The 21,625-nt window shown below is 38.6% G+C and carries 25 protein-coding genes, 1 tRNA gene and 1 pseudogene; 6 read left to right on the forward strand and 21 right to left on the reverse strand.

Going from position 1 to position 21,625, the window contains the following annotated elements:
* Positions 1–10: 10 nt before the first annotated feature.
* The 3 genes from MHH61_RS02630 to MHH61_RS02640 all read left to right on the forward strand — a co-directional run bounded on the left by MHH61_RS02630 (position 11) and on the right by MHH61_RS02640 (position 2,201).
* Complete coding sequence (locus MHH61_RS02630) at positions 11–199, forward strand: hypothetical protein (RefSeq protein ID WP_024427817.1); 189 nt, start codon at positions 11–13, stop codon at positions 197–199.
* A gap of 94 nt (positions 200–293) precedes the next feature.
* Entirely contained in the window at positions 294–1,841 is a 1,548-nt protein-coding gene (locus MHH61_RS02635) for a T7SS effector LXG polymorphic toxin (RefSeq protein WP_125586716.1), read from the forward strand.
* Positions 1,842–1,862: 21 nt separating this feature from the next.
* Positions 1,863–2,201 carry a hypothetical protein gene (locus MHH61_RS02640; RefSeq protein WP_024423199.1) on the forward strand — a complete coding sequence of 113 codons (339 nt, stop codon included), beginning with the start codon at positions 1,863–1,865 and terminating at the stop codon, positions 2,199–2,201.
* A 62-nt stretch (positions 2,202–2,263) separates the two neighbouring features.
* On the opposite strand, the gene MHH61_RS02645 is transcribed toward MHH61_RS02640, so the two are convergent.
* The 8 genes and pseudogenes from MHH61_RS02645 to MHH61_RS02680 form a co-directional block, all read right to left on the reverse strand.
* Positions 2,264–3,414, reverse strand: a protein-coding gene (locus MHH61_RS02645) for an IS3 family transposase (protein WP_368004461.1) whose coding sequence is annotated in 2 segments (ribosomal slippage) — positions 2,264–3,141 and positions 3,141–3,414 — 1,152 coding nt in all. Because the reading frame shifts where the segments join, the coding sequence is not laid out codon by codon here.
* Between the two features lie 269 nt (positions 3,415–3,683).
* Complete coding sequence (locus MHH61_RS02650) at positions 3,684–4,043, reverse strand: HNH endonuclease (RefSeq protein ID WP_125587594.1); 360 nt, start codon at positions 4,041–4,043, stop codon at positions 3,684–3,686.
* A gap of 90 nt (positions 4,044–4,133) precedes the next feature.
* Complete coding sequence (locus tag MHH61_RS02655) at positions 4,134–4,700, reverse strand: hypothetical protein (RefSeq protein WP_125587593.1); 567 nt, start codon at positions 4,698–4,700, stop codon at positions 4,134–4,136.
* A 155-nt stretch (positions 4,701–4,855) separates the two neighbouring features.
* Positions 4,856–5,755, reverse strand: coding sequence for a hypothetical protein (locus MHH61_RS02660; protein ID WP_125587592.1), 900 nt, complete (start codon positions 5,753–5,755; stop codon positions 4,856–4,858).
* A gap of 111 nt (positions 5,756–5,866) precedes the next feature.
* Complete coding sequence (locus MHH61_RS02665) at positions 5,867–6,577, reverse strand: hypothetical protein (RefSeq protein ID WP_125587591.1); 711 nt, start codon at positions 6,575–6,577, stop codon at positions 5,867–5,869.
* Between the two features lie 88 nt (positions 6,578–6,665).
* Complete coding sequence (locus MHH61_RS02670; protein WP_125587590.1) at positions 6,666–7,004, reverse strand: hypothetical protein; 339 nt, start codon at positions 7,002–7,004, stop codon at positions 6,666–6,668.
* A gap of 17 nt (positions 7,005–7,021) precedes the next feature.
* A complete protein-coding gene (locus MHH61_RS02675) occupies positions 7,022–8,260 on the reverse strand; it encodes a PIN-like domain-containing protein (RefSeq protein ID WP_125587589.1) in 1,239 nt (412 codons plus the stop codon).
* Positions 8,261–8,497: 237 nt separating this feature from the next.
* Positions 8,498–8,729: pseudogene (locus MHH61_RS02680) on the reverse strand (hypothetical protein); the annotation flags it as partial.
* Between the two features lie 316 nt (positions 8,730–9,045).
* Between MHH61_RS02680 and MHH61_RS02685 the strand changes: the two are divergent.
* Entirely contained in the window at positions 9,046–10,026 is a 981-nt protein-coding gene (locus MHH61_RS02685; protein WP_034621177.1) for an SDR family oxidoreductase, read from the forward strand.
* 18 nt (positions 10,027–10,044) lie between these two features.
* Positions 10,045–10,209, forward strand: coding sequence for a hypothetical protein (locus tag MHH61_RS02690; RefSeq protein WP_164512189.1), 165 nt, complete (start codon positions 10,045–10,047; stop codon positions 10,207–10,209).
* A 216-nt stretch (positions 10,210–10,425) separates the two neighbouring features.
* Here MHH61_RS02690 and MHH61_RS02695 read toward each other — a convergent pair.
* From MHH61_RS02695 to MHH61_RS02740, 10 genes are all read right to left on the reverse strand, one after another.
* Positions 10,426–10,499: transfer RNA gene (locus tag MHH61_RS02695), tRNA-Arg, on the reverse strand.
* A 120-nt stretch (positions 10,500–10,619) separates the two neighbouring features.
* On the reverse strand, positions 10,620–11,144 hold the full coding sequence (locus MHH61_RS02700) for a YfcE family phosphodiesterase (protein ID WP_125587588.1): 525 nt from the start codon (positions 11,142–11,144) through the stop codon (positions 10,620–10,622).
* 14 nt (positions 11,145–11,158) lie between these two features.
* Positions 11,159–11,761: an XTP/dITP diphosphatase gene (locus MHH61_RS02705; RefSeq protein ID WP_162860205.1), complete on the reverse strand. Its 603-nt coding sequence runs from the start codon at positions 11,759–11,761 to the stop codon at positions 11,159–11,161.
* Between the two features lie 10 nt (positions 11,762–11,771).
* The gene (gene rph / locus MHH61_RS02710; RefSeq protein ID WP_024427165.1) at positions 11,772–12,500 is read right to left on the reverse strand and encodes a ribonuclease PH; all 729 of its coding nucleotides are present in this window, start codon (positions 12,498–12,500) and stop codon (positions 11,772–11,774) included.
* Positions 12,501–12,651: 151 nt separating this feature from the next.
* Positions 12,652–13,713: a GerMN domain-containing protein gene (locus MHH61_RS02715; RefSeq protein WP_125587587.1), complete on the reverse strand. Its 1,062-nt coding sequence runs from the start codon at positions 13,711–13,713 to the stop codon at positions 12,652–12,654.
* Between the two features lie 101 nt (positions 13,714–13,814).
* Positions 13,815–14,630, reverse strand: a complete 816-nt coding sequence (racE, locus tag MHH61_RS02720) for a glutamate racemase (protein WP_024423205.1) — start codon at positions 14,628–14,630, stop codon at positions 13,815–13,817.
* A 10-nt stretch (positions 14,631–14,640) separates the two neighbouring features.
* Positions 14,641–15,081 carry a MarR family winged helix-turn-helix transcriptional regulator gene (locus tag MHH61_RS02725; protein WP_024423206.1) on the reverse strand — a complete coding sequence of 147 codons (441 nt, stop codon included), beginning with the start codon at positions 15,079–15,081 and terminating at the stop codon, positions 14,641–14,643.
* Positions 15,082–15,230: 149 nt separating this feature from the next.
* Positions 15,231–15,455 carry a spore germination transcription factor GerE gene (gene gerE / locus MHH61_RS02730; RefSeq protein WP_003184172.1) on the reverse strand — a complete coding sequence of 75 codons (225 nt, stop codon included), beginning with the start codon at positions 15,453–15,455 and terminating at the stop codon, positions 15,231–15,233.
* A gap of 205 nt (positions 15,456–15,660) precedes the next feature.
* Positions 15,661–16,977 carry a CitMHS family transporter gene (locus MHH61_RS02735; RefSeq protein WP_024423207.1) on the reverse strand — a complete coding sequence of 439 codons (1,317 nt, stop codon included), beginning with the start codon at positions 16,975–16,977 and terminating at the stop codon, positions 15,661–15,663.
* Between the two features lie 153 nt (positions 16,978–17,130).
* The gene (locus tag MHH61_RS02740) at positions 17,131–17,991 is read right to left on the reverse strand and encodes a LysR family transcriptional regulator (RefSeq protein WP_024423208.1); all 861 of its coding nucleotides are present in this window, start codon (positions 17,989–17,991) and stop codon (positions 17,131–17,133) included.
* 135 nt (positions 17,992–18,126) lie between these two features.
* Here MHH61_RS02740 and MHH61_RS02745 point away from each other — a divergent pair, with 135 nt between their 5' ends.
* Positions 18,127–19,257: a 2-methylaconitate cis-trans isomerase PrpF family protein gene (locus tag MHH61_RS02745; protein WP_024427166.1), complete on the forward strand. Its 1,131-nt coding sequence runs from the start codon at positions 18,127–18,129 to the stop codon at positions 19,255–19,257.
* Positions 19,258–19,480: 223 nt separating this feature from the next.
* Here MHH61_RS02745 and MHH61_RS02750 read toward each other — a convergent pair whose 3' ends face one another.
* From MHH61_RS02750 to sdhB, 3 genes are all read right to left on the reverse strand, one after another.
* Positions 19,481–20,200: a biotin--[acetyl-CoA-carboxylase] ligase gene (locus MHH61_RS02750; protein ID WP_125587586.1), complete on the reverse strand. Its 720-nt coding sequence runs from the start codon at positions 20,198–20,200 to the stop codon at positions 19,481–19,483.
* Positions 20,201–20,277: 77 nt separating this feature from the next.
* Positions 20,278–20,739, reverse strand: a complete 462-nt coding sequence (locus tag MHH61_RS02755) for a thioesterase family protein (protein ID WP_024423210.1) — start codon at positions 20,737–20,739, stop codon at positions 20,278–20,280.
* Between the two features lie 121 nt (positions 20,740–20,860).
* The gene (gene sdhB / locus MHH61_RS02760; protein WP_034279749.1) at positions 20,861–21,625 is read right to left on the reverse strand and encodes a succinate dehydrogenase iron-sulfur subunit; all 765 of its coding nucleotides are present in this window, start codon (positions 21,623–21,625) and stop codon (positions 20,861–20,863) included.

The raw sequence follows: 21,625 nt of genomic DNA on the forward strand, positions 1-21,625 counted from the left end.
AGGTCATTAAGTGTCACAGCAAAGCACGCCATCCAAAATGTTATTAATTACTTTACCCGCCTCTATTATTGCCCTTGTGATGATCTTAGGGAAAATTGATACACCTGTAACAAATGTTTTATTTTATCTTGTGGCTTTTAGTGTGATGGGTTTAGTTGTTTCAAGCTTAGTAAAAGACTACAGAAAAAAGAAAAATTAACTCCTCATCTTGGGAGCTGTCGTTTATGCAGCTCCCTTTCTTTATGTGGACGCTTAATTGCTTCGAGTACTAACAGAAAGTAAAGGAGAACGGAATGAAAACCCTTGATGTCATTGAGTTGAAGGATGGAATTGACCAAACGCTGAACAAGTTAAAGCAGCAATCACATAATGTTAAGTCCCTAGAAAAACAAATCAATCAAATCATCTCTTTAGATGGCGCATTAAAGGGAGAAGCTGGACAAGCGATAAAAGATTTTTATACGGAGTGTCACATTCCCTTTTTGCAATTCTTTCAGATCGTCATTGAAGAATACAGCGGAGCGCTAAAAAAGACAAAACAGGCACTTCATGCTTTTGAATCAAACCCGAATGGTTTTATCTCTCAATCATTCATTGAACACGAGCTTGACCAAGGATTAAAAAAAGCCGAACGGACCATTTCTGATATTGTATCAGATGTGAATCAAGCCCTCAGCAGGGTCAGCCATATTGAGCATTTGCCTCATGTAGACGAATCTACTTTCCAACAAAGCTATCAAAAAGCATGGCTTGAGACGTCCAAAACCATTGGTCTACTTCATGCATTTGACAGAGAACAAACAAGTGCACTAAATGAAACAAAAAGTTCGCTTCACACAATGAAACAATATTTGGACACCTTAAGCCCGATGTTCACTAGCCCGAAAATTGAGATTACCAGTTATCAAAAGGGCTCTATTTTCAAAGATGGAAAAGAAGAAAAAATCAGCAGCAACATCAGCGGATTGAATGAAAAAATAGACAACCCTAAAGAAAACCCAATGATGATCATGCTGAACAAGCTGAATGATAAAGAGCAATCGAATGTGGATACTCTTGTGAAGAAGAAACCGTCTAATAAAATCAATCAAAACGCCGTATTCGTAAATGGAAAAGTATATAATACAAATGAAAAGATTGACTTCGCAAATGCCAAAACAGTTGAAGTTATTCGAGATGGAATGCTATATCGGTTACGAATATCGGATCAAAACAAAGTGAATATTGAAAGCATCACAAAGATTTCTGACTTGAAACAAACCTCAAACATTTTAAATACAACAGTTGAATTTACAGGAATAAATGATGCCATTCGAGTCATCACAGGAAGAGACCCTGTAACAGGTGACAAAGTCGCTGACATGGACCGTCTAGTATCAAGCTTGTACATGATACCCGGAGCTAAAATCGCTAAACTTGGAAAATACGTATTTAAAATAATGAAAGGAGAGAAAGTAGCCAAGAAGATTGTCAAAACACCTTCCTTCGGCAAACACTCCGTACCAAAAGGTCCGTATCGTGAAGTAAATGGTTTCCCTGTAAAAGTAAAACCAGGCGCTCAAGAAAAACATATTCCTGATGCACCTAACTATAAACAGGAGATAGCTAATGGTAAAACAAAGAGTATCTTCTTTGGAGATAATAAAAAAGCACAAAAATTGCTTGATAAACATGCAGGTACTGGTGATATGTTAAAAACAAAAAATAAAGAAAGAGTGGATTTTGGTCAAGTCATAGGAAAGCATTACAATACAGAGACCAATAAGTATGAAGAGACTACAAGAGGCATTATACATTATAGTAAAAACGGTGCTCACATCGTGCCTTCACAACCATCATAAATATGAGAAAAGAGGATTGACATGGAACCTGATTCTTTATTTAAAACATTATCAAAATACAAAAATAGAGACCTTACATTGGAATATGAAAATGGATTAAGGCTAATCGGTAGAACTGATACATTTTTTGAAACTGATAACGGTCTAGAAGATGATGACATCAATTATAAAGAATATTACGCTACAGTCTTTCAAGTAAATAAAATTTTATCGCCTCCCCTTAATAATGAAAAAGACAGTTTATATACTTGGTTAATTGAGGGAAACACTTTGTTTGAGATTTCTCTTTATGAAGATACACCACGTGCAGTTTATATAACAGACGGTCAAAAAATATGGGAATTGGCCAGTGATGAATAACTAAGAAAAGCCCCTCCATGTCGGGACTGACCCCCGTTTTTGAGACAGGGATCAAAACACCTTTATACAGCCAATTGCCGATAGTTGATCGGTGATTGGTTGTTTAGTTTCGTTTGAATACGAATGTTGTTATAATAATAAATGTATTCTTTGACAGTGCGTTCTACAATGTTGGTTGTAGTTCGATCAATGCTGTGAAGATAGAACGTTTCAGACTTTAGCGAGGAATGAAACGATTCGATGGAGGCATTATCAGCGGGCGTCCCTTTACGGGACATGCTCATGGTAATGCCTTTTATATGAACAGCTTTCTGATACTCGTAAGATGTATACACAGAACCTTGGTCGCTATGTAACACACAGTTTTCAGGCAGTGCTGGGAGCTGATCAAGTGTGTTTAAAATAAAGTCTGTGTCCTGCTTATCACCAATCGTAAACGCAATCACTTCTCCATTATATAAATCCAATATACTGGAAAGGTACAATTGTTTCTGTCCATAAGGCAAATACGTGATGTCCGTTACTAGTTTTTCAAGAGGGCGATCAGACTGAAAGTTCCGATCCAGTATATTACCGGCCACGGCATAGGGCTGCCCATTCTTCTTACGCTTTTTCATTTTAACCCGGCACTGCCACTGGTTTTTCTGCATGATACGTTGAACAGTTTTATGGTTAATATGCATCCTCATTTTTAGTATGGCTGTGATTTTTCGATATCCATATCGATACTTGTGCTCTCGGCACAACGTGCCGATTTGTTCCTCTAGTTGTTTTTTAGAATGATTCTGAGTCAGATCTTTTTTCCATCTATAGTACGAAGCGCGTGAGACGCCTAAATGGACACAGATGTCCTGTACTGTCATTGTTTTGCACAATTCTTCTACCAGTTTGATTGACGTTTCCTTATCAACTTCCTTTCCAATTCGTTGTACTTTTTTAAAACTTCATTCTGTTGACTCAGATAGCGATTTTCTGCCTGCAGTCTCTCTAATTCGGAAGAGTACTCGGGACCCTTTCTATGGGTATATTGTTTTCCAACAGGCTGTTCGAACCGGTGTGTATCCCCAGCCTTATGCCACCTCACCCATGTCTGAACCTGCGTTTTATTTTTGATATTCAATTCCCGCAAAATCTCTTTCATTGATACGCCTGCCAATCTCATTTCTACAGCCTTCTGTTTGACTTCAACCGGATAACTCACTCTTGTCCCCATAGAAAAAACACCTCCATGTTTTATTTCGGATTACAACGATCCGTTTTCAAACTTGAAGGTGTTTTTTATTTGTCTCATCTTATGGGGTCAGTCCCGTCGGAAGGGCTTTTCTTTTACTTCTGCTTTATTTCAACATATTTTAGTAGGATGTGTACTCAGCTTTACACCCTGGACAAAGAAGATGTCGTTTAATGCCACGTCCGATTTTCATAATCCTAGAACAGAACTTGATTATAAAGATAGTTCCACATTGATCACATGTGCATTTTTTATAATCCATTTCCAAACCCTCCATCTTCTTTAGCTGTCTTCCTACCGTAACAGGATACACATAGCAGCTGCCAGTTAGAAGAATCCCAGAATAATTTTTTATCTCCCTTATGTGGTTTGAAGTGATCCACTACTGTATCAGCAATCCGTTTGCCTTGTAACATACAAGACTGACACAAAGGATGCTTTGCTAGATCACCTTCACGCGCTTTACGCCATCGGCTGTTATACCCACGGCGTGACGATGATTCACGGAACAGATCATATAAAGGCTTTGATGTCCTATGCTGCTGGCAATATCCTTCGCACGTTAGTTGAGGACATCCAGGTTCATTACACGGCTTTAATGACTTTTTCATTCATGTTCTTTATCCCCTCTATAAAATAAAAAGCCTCTCTTAAAAGAGAGGCTAAAGATAAACGTTTTATAGCATAATAATATATCTAACTTAATTTGAATTTAAATCTTTTGCCTTTTTAGTATATATCGCTTTAACTTCCTTATCTGACAAAACTTTTCCATCTTGTATTTCTTGCTTAGTTCGACTCCATTCTGATTTTAGGATTACTTGCTGAAACATTATTATTTCTTTTTGATGTTTCATTGCAACATCTTTATCAAATTCGTCATTTTTTAATAATAACAAGAGAACATAATTGAATTCATTAATAAGTTTTTTCGCATATTCCTCTGTTGGATTGACCAGTAAACTGATATTAATTTGTAATCTCCTTATTGTTGCGATACTCTCACCGAAGTTGAAATCATCCTTCCATTCTTTCTCTTCTTGTGAATGTCTCAATAACGAATCCCATTTGACAATATGTAGAAATATCAAGTCATTAATTTCCACAAAATTATCTCTCATTTTATTAACCCATTCAATTCTTTGACTACTTATAGTGTCCACAATAGACGTCCTTCTTGCATTTTTTACTTGAATCACAATTGTTATAATACCAGTAACAACAGAAACAATACCTGCAATAATTGCAGCGGTTATAACTTCATTCATTAAATCTCCCCCTTTTATTTTTACCGGTGAATTTCGAAATTTGTCAAACGAAAAACGACCTCTACAATGGAAGCCGCTCTCAATTTATCACCTAATACCATCATAACCGCACTCAGACAAAATGCTTTGCCAAAAGTGTGCCATTTTATTAAAACTTATATAATTGGCTTGAAACCACTACCTGTCCCTGTATATTCAACTTTCTTTATCGCTTCTAAGTCAACATATTCACCTTCTTCTTGTGTATCGTAATATGTAAAGTGTTTATATTTGATGAACACAGTAATTACTTGAGAATCTCGAGAAGAAAAGTTTCGATTGATTTCATTTAAAAAACTGATAATGTCTATTTTTTCCTGATTTTCGTATTTTTTTCTAACCCAGTATTTAAAATCATTAATTATTACTTTTTCTGGGATAATTCTAATGGATTCACCTTTAGCAATTTTTGTGTCTAAATCTGAAGTTTTCTTATTAAGTTTAATTAATAATTCGTCTAATTCTTCTCTGCTTATAGATTGCTCTTCCTTTTTAAATAATCCTTGTATTAATTCCTCGGTGCCATTTCTGTAATCTGAAACAGATTTTAATAATTCTTGTCTAAAATCAATTAATTCTTCTAATGTTTCTTTTAATTTCTGTATAGTATCTTGAGAAACTGATTGTGACTCAGCTAATTTCTCAGCAGTCTCTCTAATATCAACGATAGACTGCCTTTGACCAGCTACGTCTACTAAAGTCATTAAAATAGCTATAACCGCTAGTATTATAGAAATTCCTGTAGCCATAACATTAACTTGATTTCCGGCATCTTTATCGCTACCAAAAGCTAATACTAATGTAAATGTAATGATTAAGAGTGCAATAATAATATTGTATACAAAATGACCAATGCCTATTTTTTTATTTATCACCATAAATCCCCATTCTCTTTTTAAAGACATTATATAACTAGAATAGTTATTAATCCACACAATCCACCAATTAACCATATCTATTATTGTGTCTAACTCAGGGAATCGCTGAATCCTTTGCCCTTCTTGCTGTTCAGCCATTTTATTTAAAATGAGCTGGACATTTTCTCGTTATGGTGAGTTGATGAAAATAATCTCAAAAAAAGCCCACGTTTAATACCGAGGACTTTCAACTAACTCTATACACCTATTTCAATTTGATATAGTGCTTAGAATCCCATTCTCAAAATATAAATACTTATTCCCTTTATAAATCCACTGCTCCATAGTATGATCTGCTGTTTGAGTTTTGTTTATCTTTTCAGGCTTCCCCCATCCTTCAATTAATACTTCTTCTTTAGACATACCAACAGAAACACTTTGAGGACTATTAGTTCTCTCTTCTATCACAGTTGCTCTTTCTCTTATAGCAGAATACTTTTCTGCTTCTTCCACTTCCTTAATATTTTCTTGAATTTGGTCATCTTTATCATTTTGCAAAGCATCTATGTGTTTTTTATTATTTTCTTGGGTTTGAAGAAAATCTAAATCTGCATGACTGTTTTTGTATTTTACTTTATCTAACATTGCATCAACATAAGTATAATCATCATAATTATCTAAACTCACTTTAGCACCTTTTAACTGTTCTAACTTTTTGTATGCGGAAGCTATAAAATAATAATCTTTTTTAAATTCATTTTCTAAATCCCTTGTCTTTTTAATAACATGATCATATTCTTTATTTTTAATAAAATTAATAATTTTTTTGTCTTCTTTAGTGAGGTCATGTTTCTTTTGAGTTATTTTTTCTTCTCTTGATGATTCTTTAAGTTTATCTCCATTGAACTTAGTAAAATTTTGATTAGAGCATCCGAATAAAGCAACTAAAAGTACGAATAAAACAAGAAGAAAATTTTTCATTGGAAACCTCCAACATATTATTTAAGTTAAAGTGACTAAATAACCCGATTTTTAGCATATCGTTAGAAAAAGCACCCCTGAGGATGCTTTATTTACTAAAAATAAGTCGATAAATCATTTCTTCATTGCGAATATCTTCTTTAAATTTTGACCTATCCAAAGAGTAAAGATACCATTTTTCATGACTATTAGAGGAATTAGCTAACTCCACTTTTATGATATCGGGAAAACTGTATGTATACTCTTCACCATTTTCTGGATTCTCCAAATGAATCAATAAAAGTACTCCTGTTCTAGTTACAAATAAATCATGACCAAGTATTTTATGCCATATACTCTCATCAAATCCTGGAATATCAGGTTCATAACTAATTTGAATCCTTTTAAAAATATTAAAACAACTAATCAAATTTTTATCAAATTTCATTTATATCCTCCTATTTTTTAAAAGAGCTCATTATAGACATAACGACTAAAACTATCAATATCTACTATAAGGCCCGACACATCATTTATTAATTTAATTTCAATATCGTTCATTAGAATTTCTAATATAATTTCAGTATATGGTCTACCAAATTTCTTTTTAAGTAGATTGAATAACTCATCGAAGTAAAGAGGTTTTTCATTAAAATAGTGCAGCTTATTTACTATGAATTTGCAAAATTTAATCATTAATTCACTCTTATCTTCTTCACTTAATTCATTCATTTTAAATGAAAAAGGGATTTTAAATTTTTCACCTTTCATATTATAAAAAATAGCATCTTCGTATTTCTCTTCAAACAACTTGGTTTTAAACGCTTCACTTACTTCTTTAACCTCTGAAACAGCTGATTGATCTAAACCACCCTTTATTTCTATAAATCCAATAGAGCTAAACATATAAAAATCTTTCTCTGATTTATTAGAGAATTCATTTAACAATTCTACTCTAGGACCAATAATTCTTCCTTTAGCTTCATACCACCAATCTTCTTTTTTTTCATCAGTTATGAAAATTATATTTGTGTTATTTTCGACAGCATAATCCAATACCTGTTTCCAAAGAATGAAGTCACCATACTTATTTTGTATCTGTACCCCATTATAATATTTAATACCTTTTTTATTTTTAACATCCTTATATCCAGGTGGTATTTCGTTATTAAATCTATTGTCTGCTTCTTTCATAATATCTATTAATTCTTCTTCAGAATAGGGGTCACCGACTCTATTACTATACAAATCAGTGATTTTTGATTTTATCGAATCACTTTGTAAAAGATCATCTTCTTCACTAATCTTTTTTAAATTATGTACCTTTACCTCAATTACTTTTTTAATCTCGTAAACTAAAGAATCTAAGTCATCTTTATGTCTTTTTTTAAAATTTGACAGATCTTTATTGAGTATGTCTCTAATTTTGTCAGGTATCTGTTGAAAAGCTGAACATACTTTTTCATTCGATCCTCTCTGTTCTAAAATAACTGATTTTCTATTGTAATGATATTCTAATCCTACGTGATGTGGCATCCATAAATTTTCTTTATATTTATCTAATAGTTCGAGAATTTGATCTGAAGTTTCCTTAGTGTATCTATATAAATTTAATAAAACGTTGGTATCAATAACAATTATTGACTCTTCCCAAATATTTTTATCTTCTTTATCAAAATAAAATTCGCGAAATTTCTCTTTCAATCTAATTCCTCCTATACAGATTTCATAATGATTATCGAACATAATTGCCTAATTTGAAGTAAATGCAAATTTTGTCGAACGAAACACCCTCTGCTATAAAAAAGTCTTTAAATTTATGACCTATTACAACAAGCCTACTCTCTTGGAATATGGGGTTTCCTGATAAAAAGTCGAATTTCATTTTTAAACTAATTACTGAAACATTTAAACATCCACCTGTCATGAGTACATGTGGGACTATAAACCGAAATTGTCCTTTGTCTTATCCGTTGTATCTTGTATAATCCCGATATATCGTAATCTAACGTCTGGTGTTGAATGATTGAATATTTCTTGCAACAAGGCAACGCCTTTGAATTTCTTATAGTGCCAATAACCAAATGTCTTTCTCAAAGTAAAGGTCGGAAACTTCAAAAGTTTCTTTACCAATAAGAGAAAGGGAAACCAATTCTGCGGCAATTAGCTTTACATATTTAAAGAGTGAAGTCTGACCACCTACTTTGAAAATCTCATGAACAAAATTGGGATACCTAATAAGATCTGTAAACTACTCTCCTTCGCCTTCATACATTTTTCAACTTCCGATAAATTTGTCTGCAACTTTTATTACTTCCCAACCTTGATTGCTGACGCATGTACAAATACATGGAAATTCCAACCTACTCATAAAAGCTTACTGCAACCCTTCAAATAACTCCTTCACAAGTTTATTCATTATTAATACTTGGATTAGCAGTAAACAACATAGATATTAAAAGGGAATAAGTACGTTTGGAGGGAATTCAATGACACAAGATTCTGATGAGAGTAAGTTGCAACAAATAAAACAAATGCAACAGATGTTTTTAGAGAAAATGAAAACTCAACCTTATCCCATGTACCCTAATTACGGAAAAATCACACGCTATGAAGAAATCCCAATTAATTTACCTGAACAACGTCAACTTCGTCATCCTGGTGTAGAAGGTTTAATGGTACCACTTCCAATTATTGAAAATACAAATTACAAAGGGAGTGGTAAGTTAGCGGGAAAAGTTGCTCTTATTACAGGAGGGGATAGCGGTATTGGTGCAGCCGTAGCCATTGCCTTCGCAAAGGAAAGTGCTGACGTTGCGATTGCATACTTAGATGAACACGAAGATGCTAATAGAACAAAAGCAAGAATTGAAGAACTTGGGCAACGTTGTTTATTGATGCCAGGAGACTTGCGAGATAAAAGGCAATGTATCACCATTGTAGAGAAAACAGTAAAAACCTTCGGACGTCTAGATGTTCTATGTAACCACGTTGGTATCCAATTTCAACAACCAAGCCTTCTTGACATTACAGACGAACAATTCGATGACACCTTTAAAGTCAACATATACTCACATTTTTACACAACCAGAGCAGCGCTTCCTTACTTAAAACCAGGCAGTTCTATTATCGGTACTTCTTCAGTCGTAACGTATGTAGGTGAGCAACAAATGATTGATTATACAGCCACAAAAGGTGCAATTGTTGGTTGGACACGTGCTTTGGCTAAAAATGTTGTAAAAAAAGGAATTCGTGTAAACGCCGTTGCTCCAGGTCGAATCTGGACGCCGCTCATTGCAGCAAGTTTCTCGTCAGATCAAGTGGCTGTATATGGAGCGTTTAACCCAATGGAACGAGTTGCGCATCCATTTGAACTCGCACCAACATTTGTTTATCTCGCTTCTGATGATTCACGTTTTGTTACAGGTCAAGTGCTGCATGTTGACGGCGGGGAATCCACACATTCCTAATATAAGGAGGTCATTGGATTGAGATATGAATTTAATCCAGAAGTAGAGTTATTACTTGTGAATCATTCAATGGAAAAAGTCACCATGGTTTATCTGGAACATTCATGGCTAATGCCTGAAATTGGACGTAGACCGCCTTATTATTGCTACCCAAATTACGAACTGAATGATCCAATCATTTAAATAAATCGCAGTTATGCAGGAACGTTTAGGGCATACAAAAATGGATACAACTATGTCAATTTACGCTTCTTTGATACAAAAACAGGGAACGGAAATACTTAAAAATAAATCCGCTCCCAACACCCTGTTTTGAAGCGAGTTACGAACTTATGTTCCAAAGAACAAAAAAAGCCTGAAATCCTTGATAATAAAGGGTTTCAGGCTTTTTTCTTAGTACGTCCCAGGAGAGATTCGAACTCCCGACCGACGGCTTAGAAGGCCGTTGCTCTATCCTGCTGAGCTACTGGGACATGTTGTTATGTATTGTGCTTTGGTGTATTACCTCAGCGACAAGATTTATTATATTACTATTGTTCTTTAAAGTCAACGGTTTTTCGAAAGTTTTTTCATAAGGGGCAAATGCTGCACCCTTATGAAATACCTTCCAATGTGACAGTGTTTTCGAGGTCTTGTATGGCCTGACCTTCGTCCGTGAAAAACTGTACGTTTGCTTCGCTTCCATCTAGTGACAGTATAGCATAGCTGCGCTCTTTTCGCACTCTTGGCAAGTGCACGCTGCCTGGGTTAATGAGGAGTTTTCCTCTTAGCAGTTCACTGCCTGGAATGTGCGAGTGGCCAAAGCAGATAATGTCTGCGCCCAGCTCTTCTGCACGGTAGTAGACTTGAAGCAAGGATTGTTTGATGCCATGCAGATGTCCGTGAGTGAGAAATAGTTTTCCGCCTCCATCAAGTGGGAGCAGGAGCTCTTCTTCAAAATCGCCCATAAAGTCACAATTTCCTTTGACGACTTTGTATCCTTCAAGTGCTGGGTGGTTCGTTTCGAGTTCTGAATCTCCGCAGTGAATCATCATGTCAACTTCAGCCGCATGCCGTTTGGCAATGGTTTGAAGTTCGTCTGTGAGTCCATGACTGTCACTAATGATGAGTATCTTCATGGCTTCATTCCCCCTTATTCATTTGCGTCTAGCAGTGATGAAAGCTTTTGAAGCGCGACCGCTCGATGGCTGATCTTGTTTTTCTCCTCTGGTGATAATTCGGCCATCGTCTGGTCTTTGTCTTTGACGATGAAAATTGGGTCGTATCCGAAGCCATTTTCGCCGATTGGTTTTTCTGCGATGAAGCCTTCTACTGATCCTTCTACCGTCTTTGTTTCTTTTCCCGGTATGCTGACAGCAAGGGCACATCTGAATCTGGCTGTTCGGTCTTCTTTTTCAATGCCTTGAAGTTCGCTCAGCACTTTTTCCACATTCTCCGCATCGTCTTTATGCTCACCTGCGTATCTCGCTGAATACACGCCAGGCTTTCCGCCCAGATAATCAATCGACAGACCGGAATCGTCTGCAATGACCATTTCACCTGCCTTGGCTTGAATGGCCTCCGCTTTGATGATGGCATTTTCTTCGAAGGTTTGTCCTGTTTCTTCAATTTCTTCAGTAAAGCCAATGTCTGCTAGTGTTTTGACCGTGAATCCTTTTGGCTCAAGAATGGCTTTGAATTCTTTCGCTTTGCCCGCATTGTGCGTTGCAATGATGGCTGTTTTCATCCTGATCAAACCCTTCTCTTTATTCGATGACTTCTCCTGTTACTGCTTTTTGCTTTTCGATTAATTCTTTGATGCCCTTTTCGGCTAAATCAAGCAGTCCGTTTAGCTGTTCTCTTGAGAATGTCGCTTCTTCGCCTGTTCCTTGAAGTTCAACAAAGCGACCAGCGCCTGTCATGATGACATTCATATCTACTTCAGCAGAAGAATCTTCTTCATAGTTTAAATCTAACAGAAGACCTTGCTGAGAATCAATTCCGACGGATATCGCCGCTAAATAATCAGTAATCGGGTTTTCTTTGATGACTCCTTCAGCTCGCAGCTTTTGAATCGCAAGTGTCATGGCAACAAAAGCACCTGTGATGGATGCTGTGCGTGTGCCGCCGTCTGCTTGAATAACATCACAATCAATCCAAATCGTGCGTTCGCCAAGCTTTTCTAAGTCAACGACTGCGCGGAGTGCTCGTCCAATTAAACGCTGAATCTCCATCGTACGTCCTGTGACTTTTCCTTTAGATGATTCTCTTATCGTTCTTTGTGCAGTTGCTCTTGGAAGCATGCTATATTCTGCTGTGATCCAGCCTTTTCCTTCTCCTCTTAAAAAAGGAGGTACGCGGTCTTCGATCGATGCGTTACAAATCACCTTCGTATTTCCCGCTGAGATTAAGACAGAGCCTTCTGGGTGCGTGATGTAGCCTGCCTCTATTTCAATTTTTCTCAATTCGTCATATTGTCTTTCATCTAATCTCATGTTTTACCTCCGTTACGATATACATTCCTCGCGAGTGCCAGCGGGGTTCTCCTACTAACTTTGACAACCTCAGCTCGTTCTAATCGCTTGGAATAAAAAAGAGGCAGCGAATATGCATGCCTCTTTTTCTCCATTATATCAATGTGTGACGTTAAAAACTACCTGTATTCACTTGTTCTGGTCGTGAAACCGGCTTTGTGAGCTCTGCTCCTTTTTCGTTCACAAGCTCAGCCTTGCCGTTCACCTTGACAGATACGCTTTTGACGTCCGGCAGCTCGGTTAATGTGAGCACAATGCTATCAAGAACTTTTTGTGAAATGACCTTTTTCTTTTCATCCGCACTGCCAAAAATAGATTCGTTGAAATCAAGTGTCACATGGCCATCTTTTACTTTTGGTACATCATTCAGCTTCACATCTTGATCAAAGTCTGTAAGCAGATGGCTTTTTTTGCTTGGTCCAGAGACGAGCTCATCAATTGCTGCTGTAATCGGATCATCCTCGTCTTTTGGCGCTCTTTTGGTCACCGGAACGTAGTACGTCTGTTCATCAGATTCAGCTAAATAGTAAACCGTCACTGGCTTTGTCGCTGTCATATCAGCAGCAGCCTCGTGCTGGATATTAATACCGTCTTCTCTGCTTAAATCATCTGAGATAGGTGTACCGTTCACAGGCATTTCTTTTAGTTCATGTCCATTCATCTTCAATTTGACTTTGGCTATGGAATCAAACTGAGTTAACGTCCAAGTGACAGATTGCAAAATGCGCTGCTCGTCTTCTTTTTTATAGTTTTTAAATTCATTTGAAAAATCGACAACCGCCGTTCCGTCTTTAATATCGACAGATACGCGCGTATCCGCTGGCAGCACTGCTCTGAAGCCATTCGGCATTAAGTTAGAAATAGGTCCCCCATCCACGAGATATTCAAGGGTTTGTTTGGCACTTCCTTCATTTTTCGGCAGTGGAATGGATTGAGAGACGACATGCCCGTTTTTATCAATTAAATATAATTCTCTCATGACCGTATCTGCCTGCTTCTCTTCTTTTCCTTCTTTGGCTGTTTGTTTATCGTCTTTATTTTCTTTCACATATGTGACGTTTTGTGGTGGATCAATCTCTGTTTTCGCTTGGTCTGTTTGAAACAATCCGCATCCTGACAAAAGCATGGCTGACGCGATACACGTAACAGCTGCTGTAGATCCTTTTTTCAGCATACTTCACCCTCCTCTAGTAGTTTGTACTACTATGTATACGAGCTCCCCCAGAGGATTAGACCCTTTTCATAAAAAAATAACCCACTTCAAATAGAAGCGGGTTATTGCTGGTAGATGTGTTCAAGTGACACGGTTTCGACCTTCCCTGGCAGGTAGCCAAACCAGTCACGAGCGATGTTTTGAAAATTTTGCTGCTGCCCTGTTGTGTAAAATGTATGGACAGGCGTTTCTTTAGAGGTATTTAATAGCCCTTTATATGAAAGAATCGTACTTGCTTCTCTCGCTGTCTCATCTCCTGATGAAATAATGCTGACATCACTGCCCATAAAGCGCTGAATCGGCTCTTTTAAAATCGGATAGTGTGTGCAGCCAAGAATAAGAGTGTCAATTCCTGTTTCTTTCATCGGTTCAAGGGAATCTTTGACCACTGCCTCTGCTGTCTGATCTAAAAACGTACCGCTTTCCACAAATGGGACAAGGAGCGGACACGCCAGACTTTGAACCGTTAGACCTGCTTTTAGTGACAGCAGCGCTTCTTTGTATGCCTCGCTTTTGATCGTATTGATTGTGCCAATAACGCCAATATGCTGGTTGTTTGTCACCTTGATCGCTGTACGGGCGCCAGGCTGAATGACGCCAATGACCGGAATATCAAGCGTTGCTTTGATTTCATCCAGTGCGATCGCCGTTGCTGTGTTGCATGCAATGACGAGCATTTTAATATGGTGGTGTTTTAGTAAGTAGTGTGCCATTTCCCACGTATATTGAAGAACTTCTTCTTCTTTCCGCGGGCCATATGGACATCGTTTTGTATCGCCTACATAAATGATTTTTTCTTTTGGCAGTTGTCTCATGATTTCCTTTGCAACGGTTAAACCGCCGACGCCGGAATCAATGACGCCGATTGGTTGATCCAACAAAATCGCCTCATTTTCTTTTCATTTGCTGCTGTAGTTTCGTTAAGGATTGGTTGAAAACGATGGCTTCTTCTTCTGAGAAAGCCCCTAGAAGTTCACTGACGTATTCTTGGCGTTTAGCAATCACTTCTTGAATGATCCGCTCGCCTTCAGGCAATAAATGAATGCGAACCACGCGGCGGTCAGATGGATCTTTCACCCGTTCGACAAGTTCACTTTTTTCCATTCTATCAATTAAATCAGTGGTTGTGCTGCAAGCCAAGTACATCTTTTGTGACAGCTCACCTATTGTCATATCTCCGAATTCATAAAGCCACTGAAGCCCGATGAATTGTGGAGGTGTAATCGTATATTGATTGAGGATTTCTCTGCCTTTTTGCTTAATAATTGCGGCAATGTGGCGTAATGATTTTTCAATCTCTGCAACATGGCCTGATTCATTCGTTTCCATTTTATTGATACCTCACTATAGCATCTCACTTTGATTAAAACGTATATGTCTATTTTCCTCGTTTTTTAAAGAAAATGCAAGAAGAGACTCATGGAAACCATATAGAAATAACCGGTTCCTCCCCAATATGGAAGGAAAACCGGCTGACTTTAGAGCTCTAGCTCACCCATACGCAGAAGCTCGACTACGGCCTGTGAACGGCCTTTGACTCCTAGCTTTTGCATGGCATTCGAAATATGATTTCGAACAGTCTTTTCGCTAATAAAAAGCTCGCTTGCAATTTCTTTTGTTGTTTTATCTTGGACGAGCAATTCGAATACTTCTCTTTCTCTTTTGGTTAATAGCGGCTTGGATTGAAACTCTTTCTCCTTCAAGTATTGTAACCCTCCTTGCTAAGGTGAGAGCTCTAGTCTCTATAGAATGGGATTCTGTATAGTCGAGATATCATATGCCGGGTGCCTGAGGTAGGTGACGTTAAAATCAAGAAATCCCGCATATCAGCGTCCAATTTATGCGCTTTCCTCCACGCAAAAAAGGACGAGTCTCTTCCCCGAGACATCGTCCTTTTTTGCGTGGTATTTAAAAGATTGAAATGGCGCCTGTTAACAATGCAATAAGTGTTGTAAAAAGGGCAGTTAACACGGTCCATAGCAGTGCATATTTTTGCAAATCACCAATATCTTTGTTCAGCATACTGACAAGCAGCAATGTTGAAGCTACAAGCGGACTCAGTAAGTGAACAGGCTGCCCTATGATAGAGGCACGTGCAATTTCCACCGGATCAATCCCGTAAGCTGCGCCGGCTTCAGCCAGGATTGGCAGTACTCCGAAATAGTAAGCATCGTTTGAGAGCACAAATGTAAATGGCATACTCGTCAAAGCAACAATCAGCGGGAAAAATGAGCTGTAGGAATCCGGAATCATGTAAATGACCAAATTGGCAATGGACTCAACCATTTTTGTTCCAGAAAAAATCCCTGTGAAAATCCCTGCTGCAAATACAAGTGTGATAACCGTTAATGCGTTTCCTGCATGAGATAAAATTCGCTCGCGCTGATCTTCAACCTTTGGATAGTTGATCATCAGAGCGATGACAAATCCAATTAAGAAGAGTACAGGAATTGGTATGATATCCATGACGAGTGTGACCATGACAGCAACTGTAAGGAAGAAGTTAATCCAAATCAGATTCGGTCTCTTGATATCGGCTACTCCATCTTCAATTGACGCAGCCAATTCAGGAGAGATGGACGGCTCTTCTTTGTACTGAATCTCTGCAATCCCAATCCGTTTTCTTTCTTTTTTCCCAAGTACATAAGCAGTAAAAAGTATAAAAAGACCGCCTCCAACCATCGTTGGGAGTAATGGAATGAAAAATTCGCCTGCATCTAATCCAAGCGCCGCGATTGCACGAGTAGCTGGACCGCCCCATGGCGTCATTCCGCTCATAATTCCTAATGATAATAATGAAATTGTTCCTAAAATTAATGGGTTCATCCCAATTCTTAAGAAAAGTGGCAGCATAGCTGATACGGTAATCATGTACGTTGTTGTTCCATCACCATCTAATGCAACAAGCATAGACAAAATCGCTACCCCAAAAGCAATTTTGACAGGATCACCTTTTACAATACGTAGAATGAGTTTAATCAGAGGATCAAACAATCCAGCATCCAGCATGACACCGAAGAATAAAATCGCAAATAACAATAAAGCAGCTGATGGTGCAACAGTTTTCAGTCCATCAAGCATCATGTCCCCTAACCCTTTGTTAAAGCCGCCGATCAATGCAAATATGATAGGTACAACGGTTAGAGCCACCACCGGATGCATACGTTTTGTCATAATGAGAAATGTAAATGTCAAGACCATCAAGATCCCTAAAATAGCTAGCACTTTATATCCCTCCATCCTCTTCTTTACATGATCTGCAAGCGCCCCCTTGCACTTGCGATCTATATGTTAGCGCTTTCTATTTCAAGGATATAATAGCTTTTTTTATAATGAAAATATCGATTTTTTCGTATATTCAATAAATTTCTTTTATAATCAACCTTGCTGATTTCTTAAAAACTCAATGAACGCTTTCACCACAGACAAATGAAGTGAGTCTGGCTGGTACATGAGCCATGTATCTCTTAAAACAGGCTGTCCATCTTTATACGAAAGTCCTTTTACAAATAACTCATCACTTGGTCTGAGGCAAATTTCTGGGACAATGGCATAGCCTAAACCATGCTTCACCATCTCTTTTGATGTATCCTGACGGTCTGTCTCCATCGTGACAAGCGGAGGCATTGTGAATGTTTCCTGCCACCATCTGTTAATCAGCCGTTTTAATGAACTGTCTGTATGATAGTCAATGAGCGGCAGATTCGGGAGATCCTTTAGCTGAATTTCTGATTTTGAAATAATGCAAAGACGCTCTTTATCAAGCAAAAAACGCTCTCCATTCCAGTCATAATCACCTCTTAAAATCCCTAAATGCACACTTGATGTTCCTAATAAATCCATTACCTTTGTGCTCCAGCCTGTGTTGACCATAAATTGAACATGTGGATACTGCTTAGAAAATTCTTTTAATATTTCTGGCAGTTTATACTGGGCAAAGTTACTTGAGACCCCTAACCGGATCGTTCCTTTGACCTTTTTTTGCATATTGAGCATGCCATCTTTCGTTTGCTGCAGCTGTTTGAGCATGTCATTTGCGTATTTAGCCAAGTATTCGCCCTCTGATGTAAATTCAATTCCTCGTTTTCTTTTAAAGAAAAGTTTCATATCAAACTCCTCTTCAAGCTGTTTCAATCGATAGCTTAAGGCAGGCTGAGAGACAAATAATTTTTCTGCCGCTTTTGTGATGTTCTTTTCTTCATAAAGTACCTTTAAAAACCGCCAATCTTTTTCATCCATTGTATGCCCTCCTTTTTTACTAATTATAAAATATTTTTATTGATTTCTCTTAAAATAATGTATTTAACTTATTTCTTATTATACTTTACCATTTTGGTTAGATAAACAGTTAATTAAAAATTGAGGGTGAGAGTCATGAGAAAAGTTCCAATCACAATCATGCGAGGCGGTACAAGCAAAGGAGTATTCATTCACGCTGACAATGCACCATATGAACACGATGAGCTCGAGGCATTTCTATTAGACATTATGGGCAGTCCTGACCGGCTGCAGGTCGATGGGATCGGCGGCGGTAATTCTTTAACAAGTAAAGTGGCCATTATCGATAAAGCCACACGCCCGGATGTGGATGTGAACTATACATTTGCACAGGTCAGTATTAATGAGAGATATGTCGACTTTAAAGGAAACTGCGGGAACATCTCATCAGCCGTTGGACCATATGCGATCATTAAAGGACTTGTTCAAGCAGTTGAGCCCATTACGACTGTACGTATCCTCAATACCAATACAAATAAAGTCATTACGGCAGAGGTCGAAGTTGAAAATGGGGAAGTAAAATTTGAAGGACAGGCAGAAATTCCAGGCGTAAAAGGAACTGGTTCTCCCATTTATTTATCCTTTGAGAAACCTGAAGGAGCTGTCACAGGTAAAACCTATCCGACTGGAAACAAAATTGATACGATTCAAACAAAGTTTGGGGAGATTCCAATCTCGATCGTTGACATTGCAAATCCAATTGCCTTTATTCGCGCGAAAGATATTCAATTAAAAGGAACTGAATTACCTGAAGAGTTTACAGACGAATTACTGGATGATTTAGAAGAAATTCGTTCTCTCGCTGCTGAAATGTGTCATTTTGCACCAAAAGAAATGGCCACATTACAGTCTCCAGCTGTTCCAAAGCTTGCGCTCATCAGCGAGCCTGCTGATTATGTAGATACAAATGGAATCTTGAGACGAGCAGAAGATATGGACATCATCGTTCGTATGCTATCGATGCAAAGGCCACACCAAGCACTTGCCATTACTGGTTCTGTCTGTGTAACGGCCAGCTGTTTCTTGGATGAAACGCTTCCTTCTCAGCTGTTCCAAGGTCAAGATGACACCCTTCGTATTGGGCATCCTGCCGGGATTATGCAAACGGAAATTGACATCTCTCAAAACAGAGTCAAAGTCATTCGAACTGCAAGAGAAATTCTAGACGGAGTTGTTTTCACAAAACAAGACTATGTGATTCAGCCTCATATTAAAAGAGAAGCTTAAGCAGACGAGAACATCGTCTGCTCAGATTGTTGACAAAGGGCTAAAAGGGTTTTCTTTTAGCCCTTTGTCTTCTATTCAGCGTGATAGAAAACCTTTGAAGTCTAGGAAGGACGAGCACAGGAGCGGAGCGAATGTGACATTCGTGAGCACCGGAGCGCAGACCTGACAACGAATGCGAGGGTTTGTCTACACGCTGAGCAGACGAGAATATCGTCTGCTTTTTTTAATGCTGTAGCGGTGCATCGATATCTCCGGCAGAATGAGCTTTTATCTGCCCTTTCTCATCTTTGAGCTGGAGATGACCGTAGCGGTTGACTCCGCAGCAAATGCCCTCTTCCCATGTTTGTTTTTCACGGTCTAACGAGATCCGCAGCGGTTTATGAAGACGATATAACCGTTTGTTATAGAGGGAAGTGAGTGCTTCAAACCCTTCATTCTTCCAGCGTGTATGATATTTTTCAAAAGCGGCGGCAAGTTCTTTCACAAGCTGATCAGCTTTTACCTCTGTAAGCTCTGATAGGCAAATGGTTTTGTACGGAACATGCTCCGGCTTTGTCTTCACATTGATGCCAACCCCGATATAAATGGCGATACGGTCCGCTTCAATCAATGTGCCTGATACCTTTGCTTCATTGATGAGAATATCATTTGGCCATTTGATCGCCAGCTGATCCTCAGCCCTTATGAGAGGTTTGAGTACATCGTAGATCGCTAGTGCCGTCAGCGGAGCAATCGTTGACTGGGTGGAGAGTTCTTCTGGCGGCAAAACCGTCATGGTCAAAGCGACATTCCCTGCTGGCGTTTCCCACGGCCTGCCTAGCCTGCCTCTTCCTTCAGTCTGCTGATGTGCATAGACAGCAAATGAAGGTTTTTCTCCTTGCTGAATGAGCCTTTTCGCTTCATTATTTGTACTATCAATGGTGTCATATTGAAAAATCTTCATGTGTTCTCCTTTTGTTCTTCTTGATATGATCTTTTTATTATAACAAAATGAAGCTTACACGTTGCTGAGGCTGCATGCTACCCATTTCGCTGAGCTTGAAATGTCTCTTTTTCTTCCTCTGTAAATGGGACAGATGCGCCTGTTTCTTTATTAATTTGCACCATGGTGACTGAGCCTGTAAAGCATGGTTCCTGCTGCTCGTTTTCTCCTAAATAATGAAGGATAAGTGAGCTTGATCCGACTTTTTCCGGCTTTACATACACACGAAGCCGCTCCCCAATCTCCACCTGTTTGATGTAATCACATTGCAGGTTTGCCACGACTGTAATCGTCTCTTTCACACGTTTCATTCGTTTATCCACAATTCCTGTTTTTTGAAAAAAGGCAATCCGTGCTTCTTCAAAATACACAAAAGGGGTGACATTGTTCATATGGCCGAACATATCCGTTTCTGAAAAACGGACAGTCGTTTCGACATAAAATCGAAAGGATGCTCTCCATTCTTCAAATGGTTCCTCAATATATGATGGAAGTCTCACTTCATCATCTCCTTATTCATCAATAAACGCCTCTCCCATATTGGAAGAGGCGTTTATTTTGTGTTCCATCCAGCCTCTTGTAAACACTCATCATGATTGGCAAAGAGGACTGAATGTGATGTTATTCTGCGTGATCGCTTCCGAAGAAGTTACGGAAAGCTTGTAATGTTGTATCTCGGTTAAGTGCTGCAATTGACGTTGTCAGCGGGATTCCTTTCGGACAAGCCTGCACACAGTTTTGAGAGTTCCCGCAGTTCGCAAGACCGCCGTCTCCCATAATTTCTTCTAGACGGTCAGACTTATTCATCGCACCTGTCGGATGTGCGTTAAATAGACGAACTTGCGAAAGCGGAGCAGGGCCCATAAAGGAAGACTTATCATTTACGTTTGGACAAGCTTCAAGGCAGACACCACATGTCATACATTTAGAAAGCTCATACGCCCATTGACGTTTTTTCTCAGGCATTCTTGGTCCAGGTCCAAGATCATATGTGCCATCGATCGGCACCCATGCTTTTACTTTTTTCAAGGAGTTGAACATGCGGCTTCTATCAACCTGCAAGTCTCTCACGACCGGGAATGTCTTCATCGGCTGGAGACGGATCGGCTGATCTAACTTGTCAATCAAGGCTGTACATGACTGGCGCGGTTTTCCATTAATAACCATAGAACAGGCTCCGCACACCTCTTCAAGACAGTTCATATCCCAGTTGATCGCCGTTGTTTTTTCACCTTGTTTATTGACCGGGTTACGTCTAATTTCCATGAGTGCAGAAATGACGTTCATATTCGGACGGTAAGGGATTTCGAATTCCTCATCATAAGGCTTTCCATCTGCTGTATCTTGACGTGTGATAATGAATTGAATTGTGTTTTTTTCACTCAT

It is taken from the genome of Bacillus sp. FSL K6-3154 (genome assembly GCF_040869395.1).
In the GTDB taxonomy this organism is placed as follows: Bacteria; Bacillota; Bacilli; order Bacillales; family Bacillaceae; genus Bacillus; species Bacillus safensis.

What these genes read in the sequence shown, in the direction of transcription:
- MHH61_RS02635 (WP_125586716.1), top strand. Translation starts at nt 294, where the DNA reads ATGAAAACCCTTGATGTCATTGAGTTGAAGGATGGAATTGACCAAACG.
- MHH61_RS02640 (WP_024423199.1), top strand. Translation starts at nt 1,863, where the DNA reads ATGGAACCTGATTCTTTATTTAAAACATTATCAAAATACAAAAATAGA.
- MHH61_RS02650 (WP_125587594.1), bottom strand. Translation starts at nt 4,043, where the DNA reads ATGAAAAAGTCATTAAAGCCGTGTAATGAACCTGGATGTCCTCAACTA.
- MHH61_RS02655 (WP_125587593.1), bottom strand. Translation starts at nt 4,700, where the DNA reads ATGAATGAAGTTATAACCGCTGCAATTATTGCAGGTATTGTTTCTGTT.
- MHH61_RS02660 (WP_125587592.1), bottom strand. Translation starts at nt 5,755, where the DNA reads ATGGCTGAACAGCAAGAAGGGCAAAGGATTCAGCGATTCCCTGAGTTA.
- MHH61_RS02665 (WP_125587591.1), bottom strand. Translation starts at nt 6,577, where the DNA reads ATGAAAAATTTTCTTCTTGTTTTATTCGTACTTTTAGTTGCTTTATTC.
- MHH61_RS02670 (WP_125587590.1), bottom strand. Translation starts at nt 7,004, where the DNA reads ATGAAATTTGATAAAAATTTGATTAGTTGTTTTAATATTTTTAAAAGG.
- MHH61_RS02685 (WP_034621177.1), top strand. Translation starts at nt 9,046, where the DNA reads ATGACACAAGATTCTGATGAGAGTAAGTTGCAACAAATAAAACAAATG.
- MHH61_RS02700 (WP_125587588.1), bottom strand. Translation starts at nt 11,144, where the DNA reads ATGAAGATACTCATCATTAGTGACAGTCATGGACTCACAGACGAACTT.
- rph (WP_024427165.1), bottom strand. Translation starts at nt 12,500, where the DNA reads ATGAGATTAGATGAAAGACAATATGACGAATTGAGAAAAATTGAAATA.
- MHH61_RS02715 (WP_125587587.1), bottom strand. Translation starts at nt 13,713, where the DNA reads ATGCTGAAAAAAGGATCTACAGCAGCTGTTACGTGTATCGCGTCAGCC.
- MHH61_RS02725 (WP_024423206.1), bottom strand. Translation starts at nt 15,081, where the DNA reads ATGGAAACGAATGAATCAGGCCATGTTGCAGAGATTGAAAAATCATTA.
- MHH61_RS02740 (WP_024423208.1), bottom strand. Translation starts at nt 17,991, where the DNA reads ATGGATGAAAAAGATTGGCGGTTTTTAAAGGTACTTTATGAAGAAAAG.
- MHH61_RS02745 (WP_024427166.1), top strand. Translation starts at nt 18,127, where the DNA reads ATGAGAAAAGTTCCAATCACAATCATGCGAGGCGGTACAAGCAAAGGA.
- MHH61_RS02750 (WP_125587586.1), bottom strand. Translation starts at nt 20,200, where the DNA reads ATGAAGATTTTTCAATATGACACCATTGATAGTACAAATAATGAAGCG.
- sdhB (WP_034279749.1), bottom strand. Translation starts at nt 21,625, where the DNA reads ATGAGTGAAAAAAACACAATTCAATTCATTATCACACGTCAAGATACA.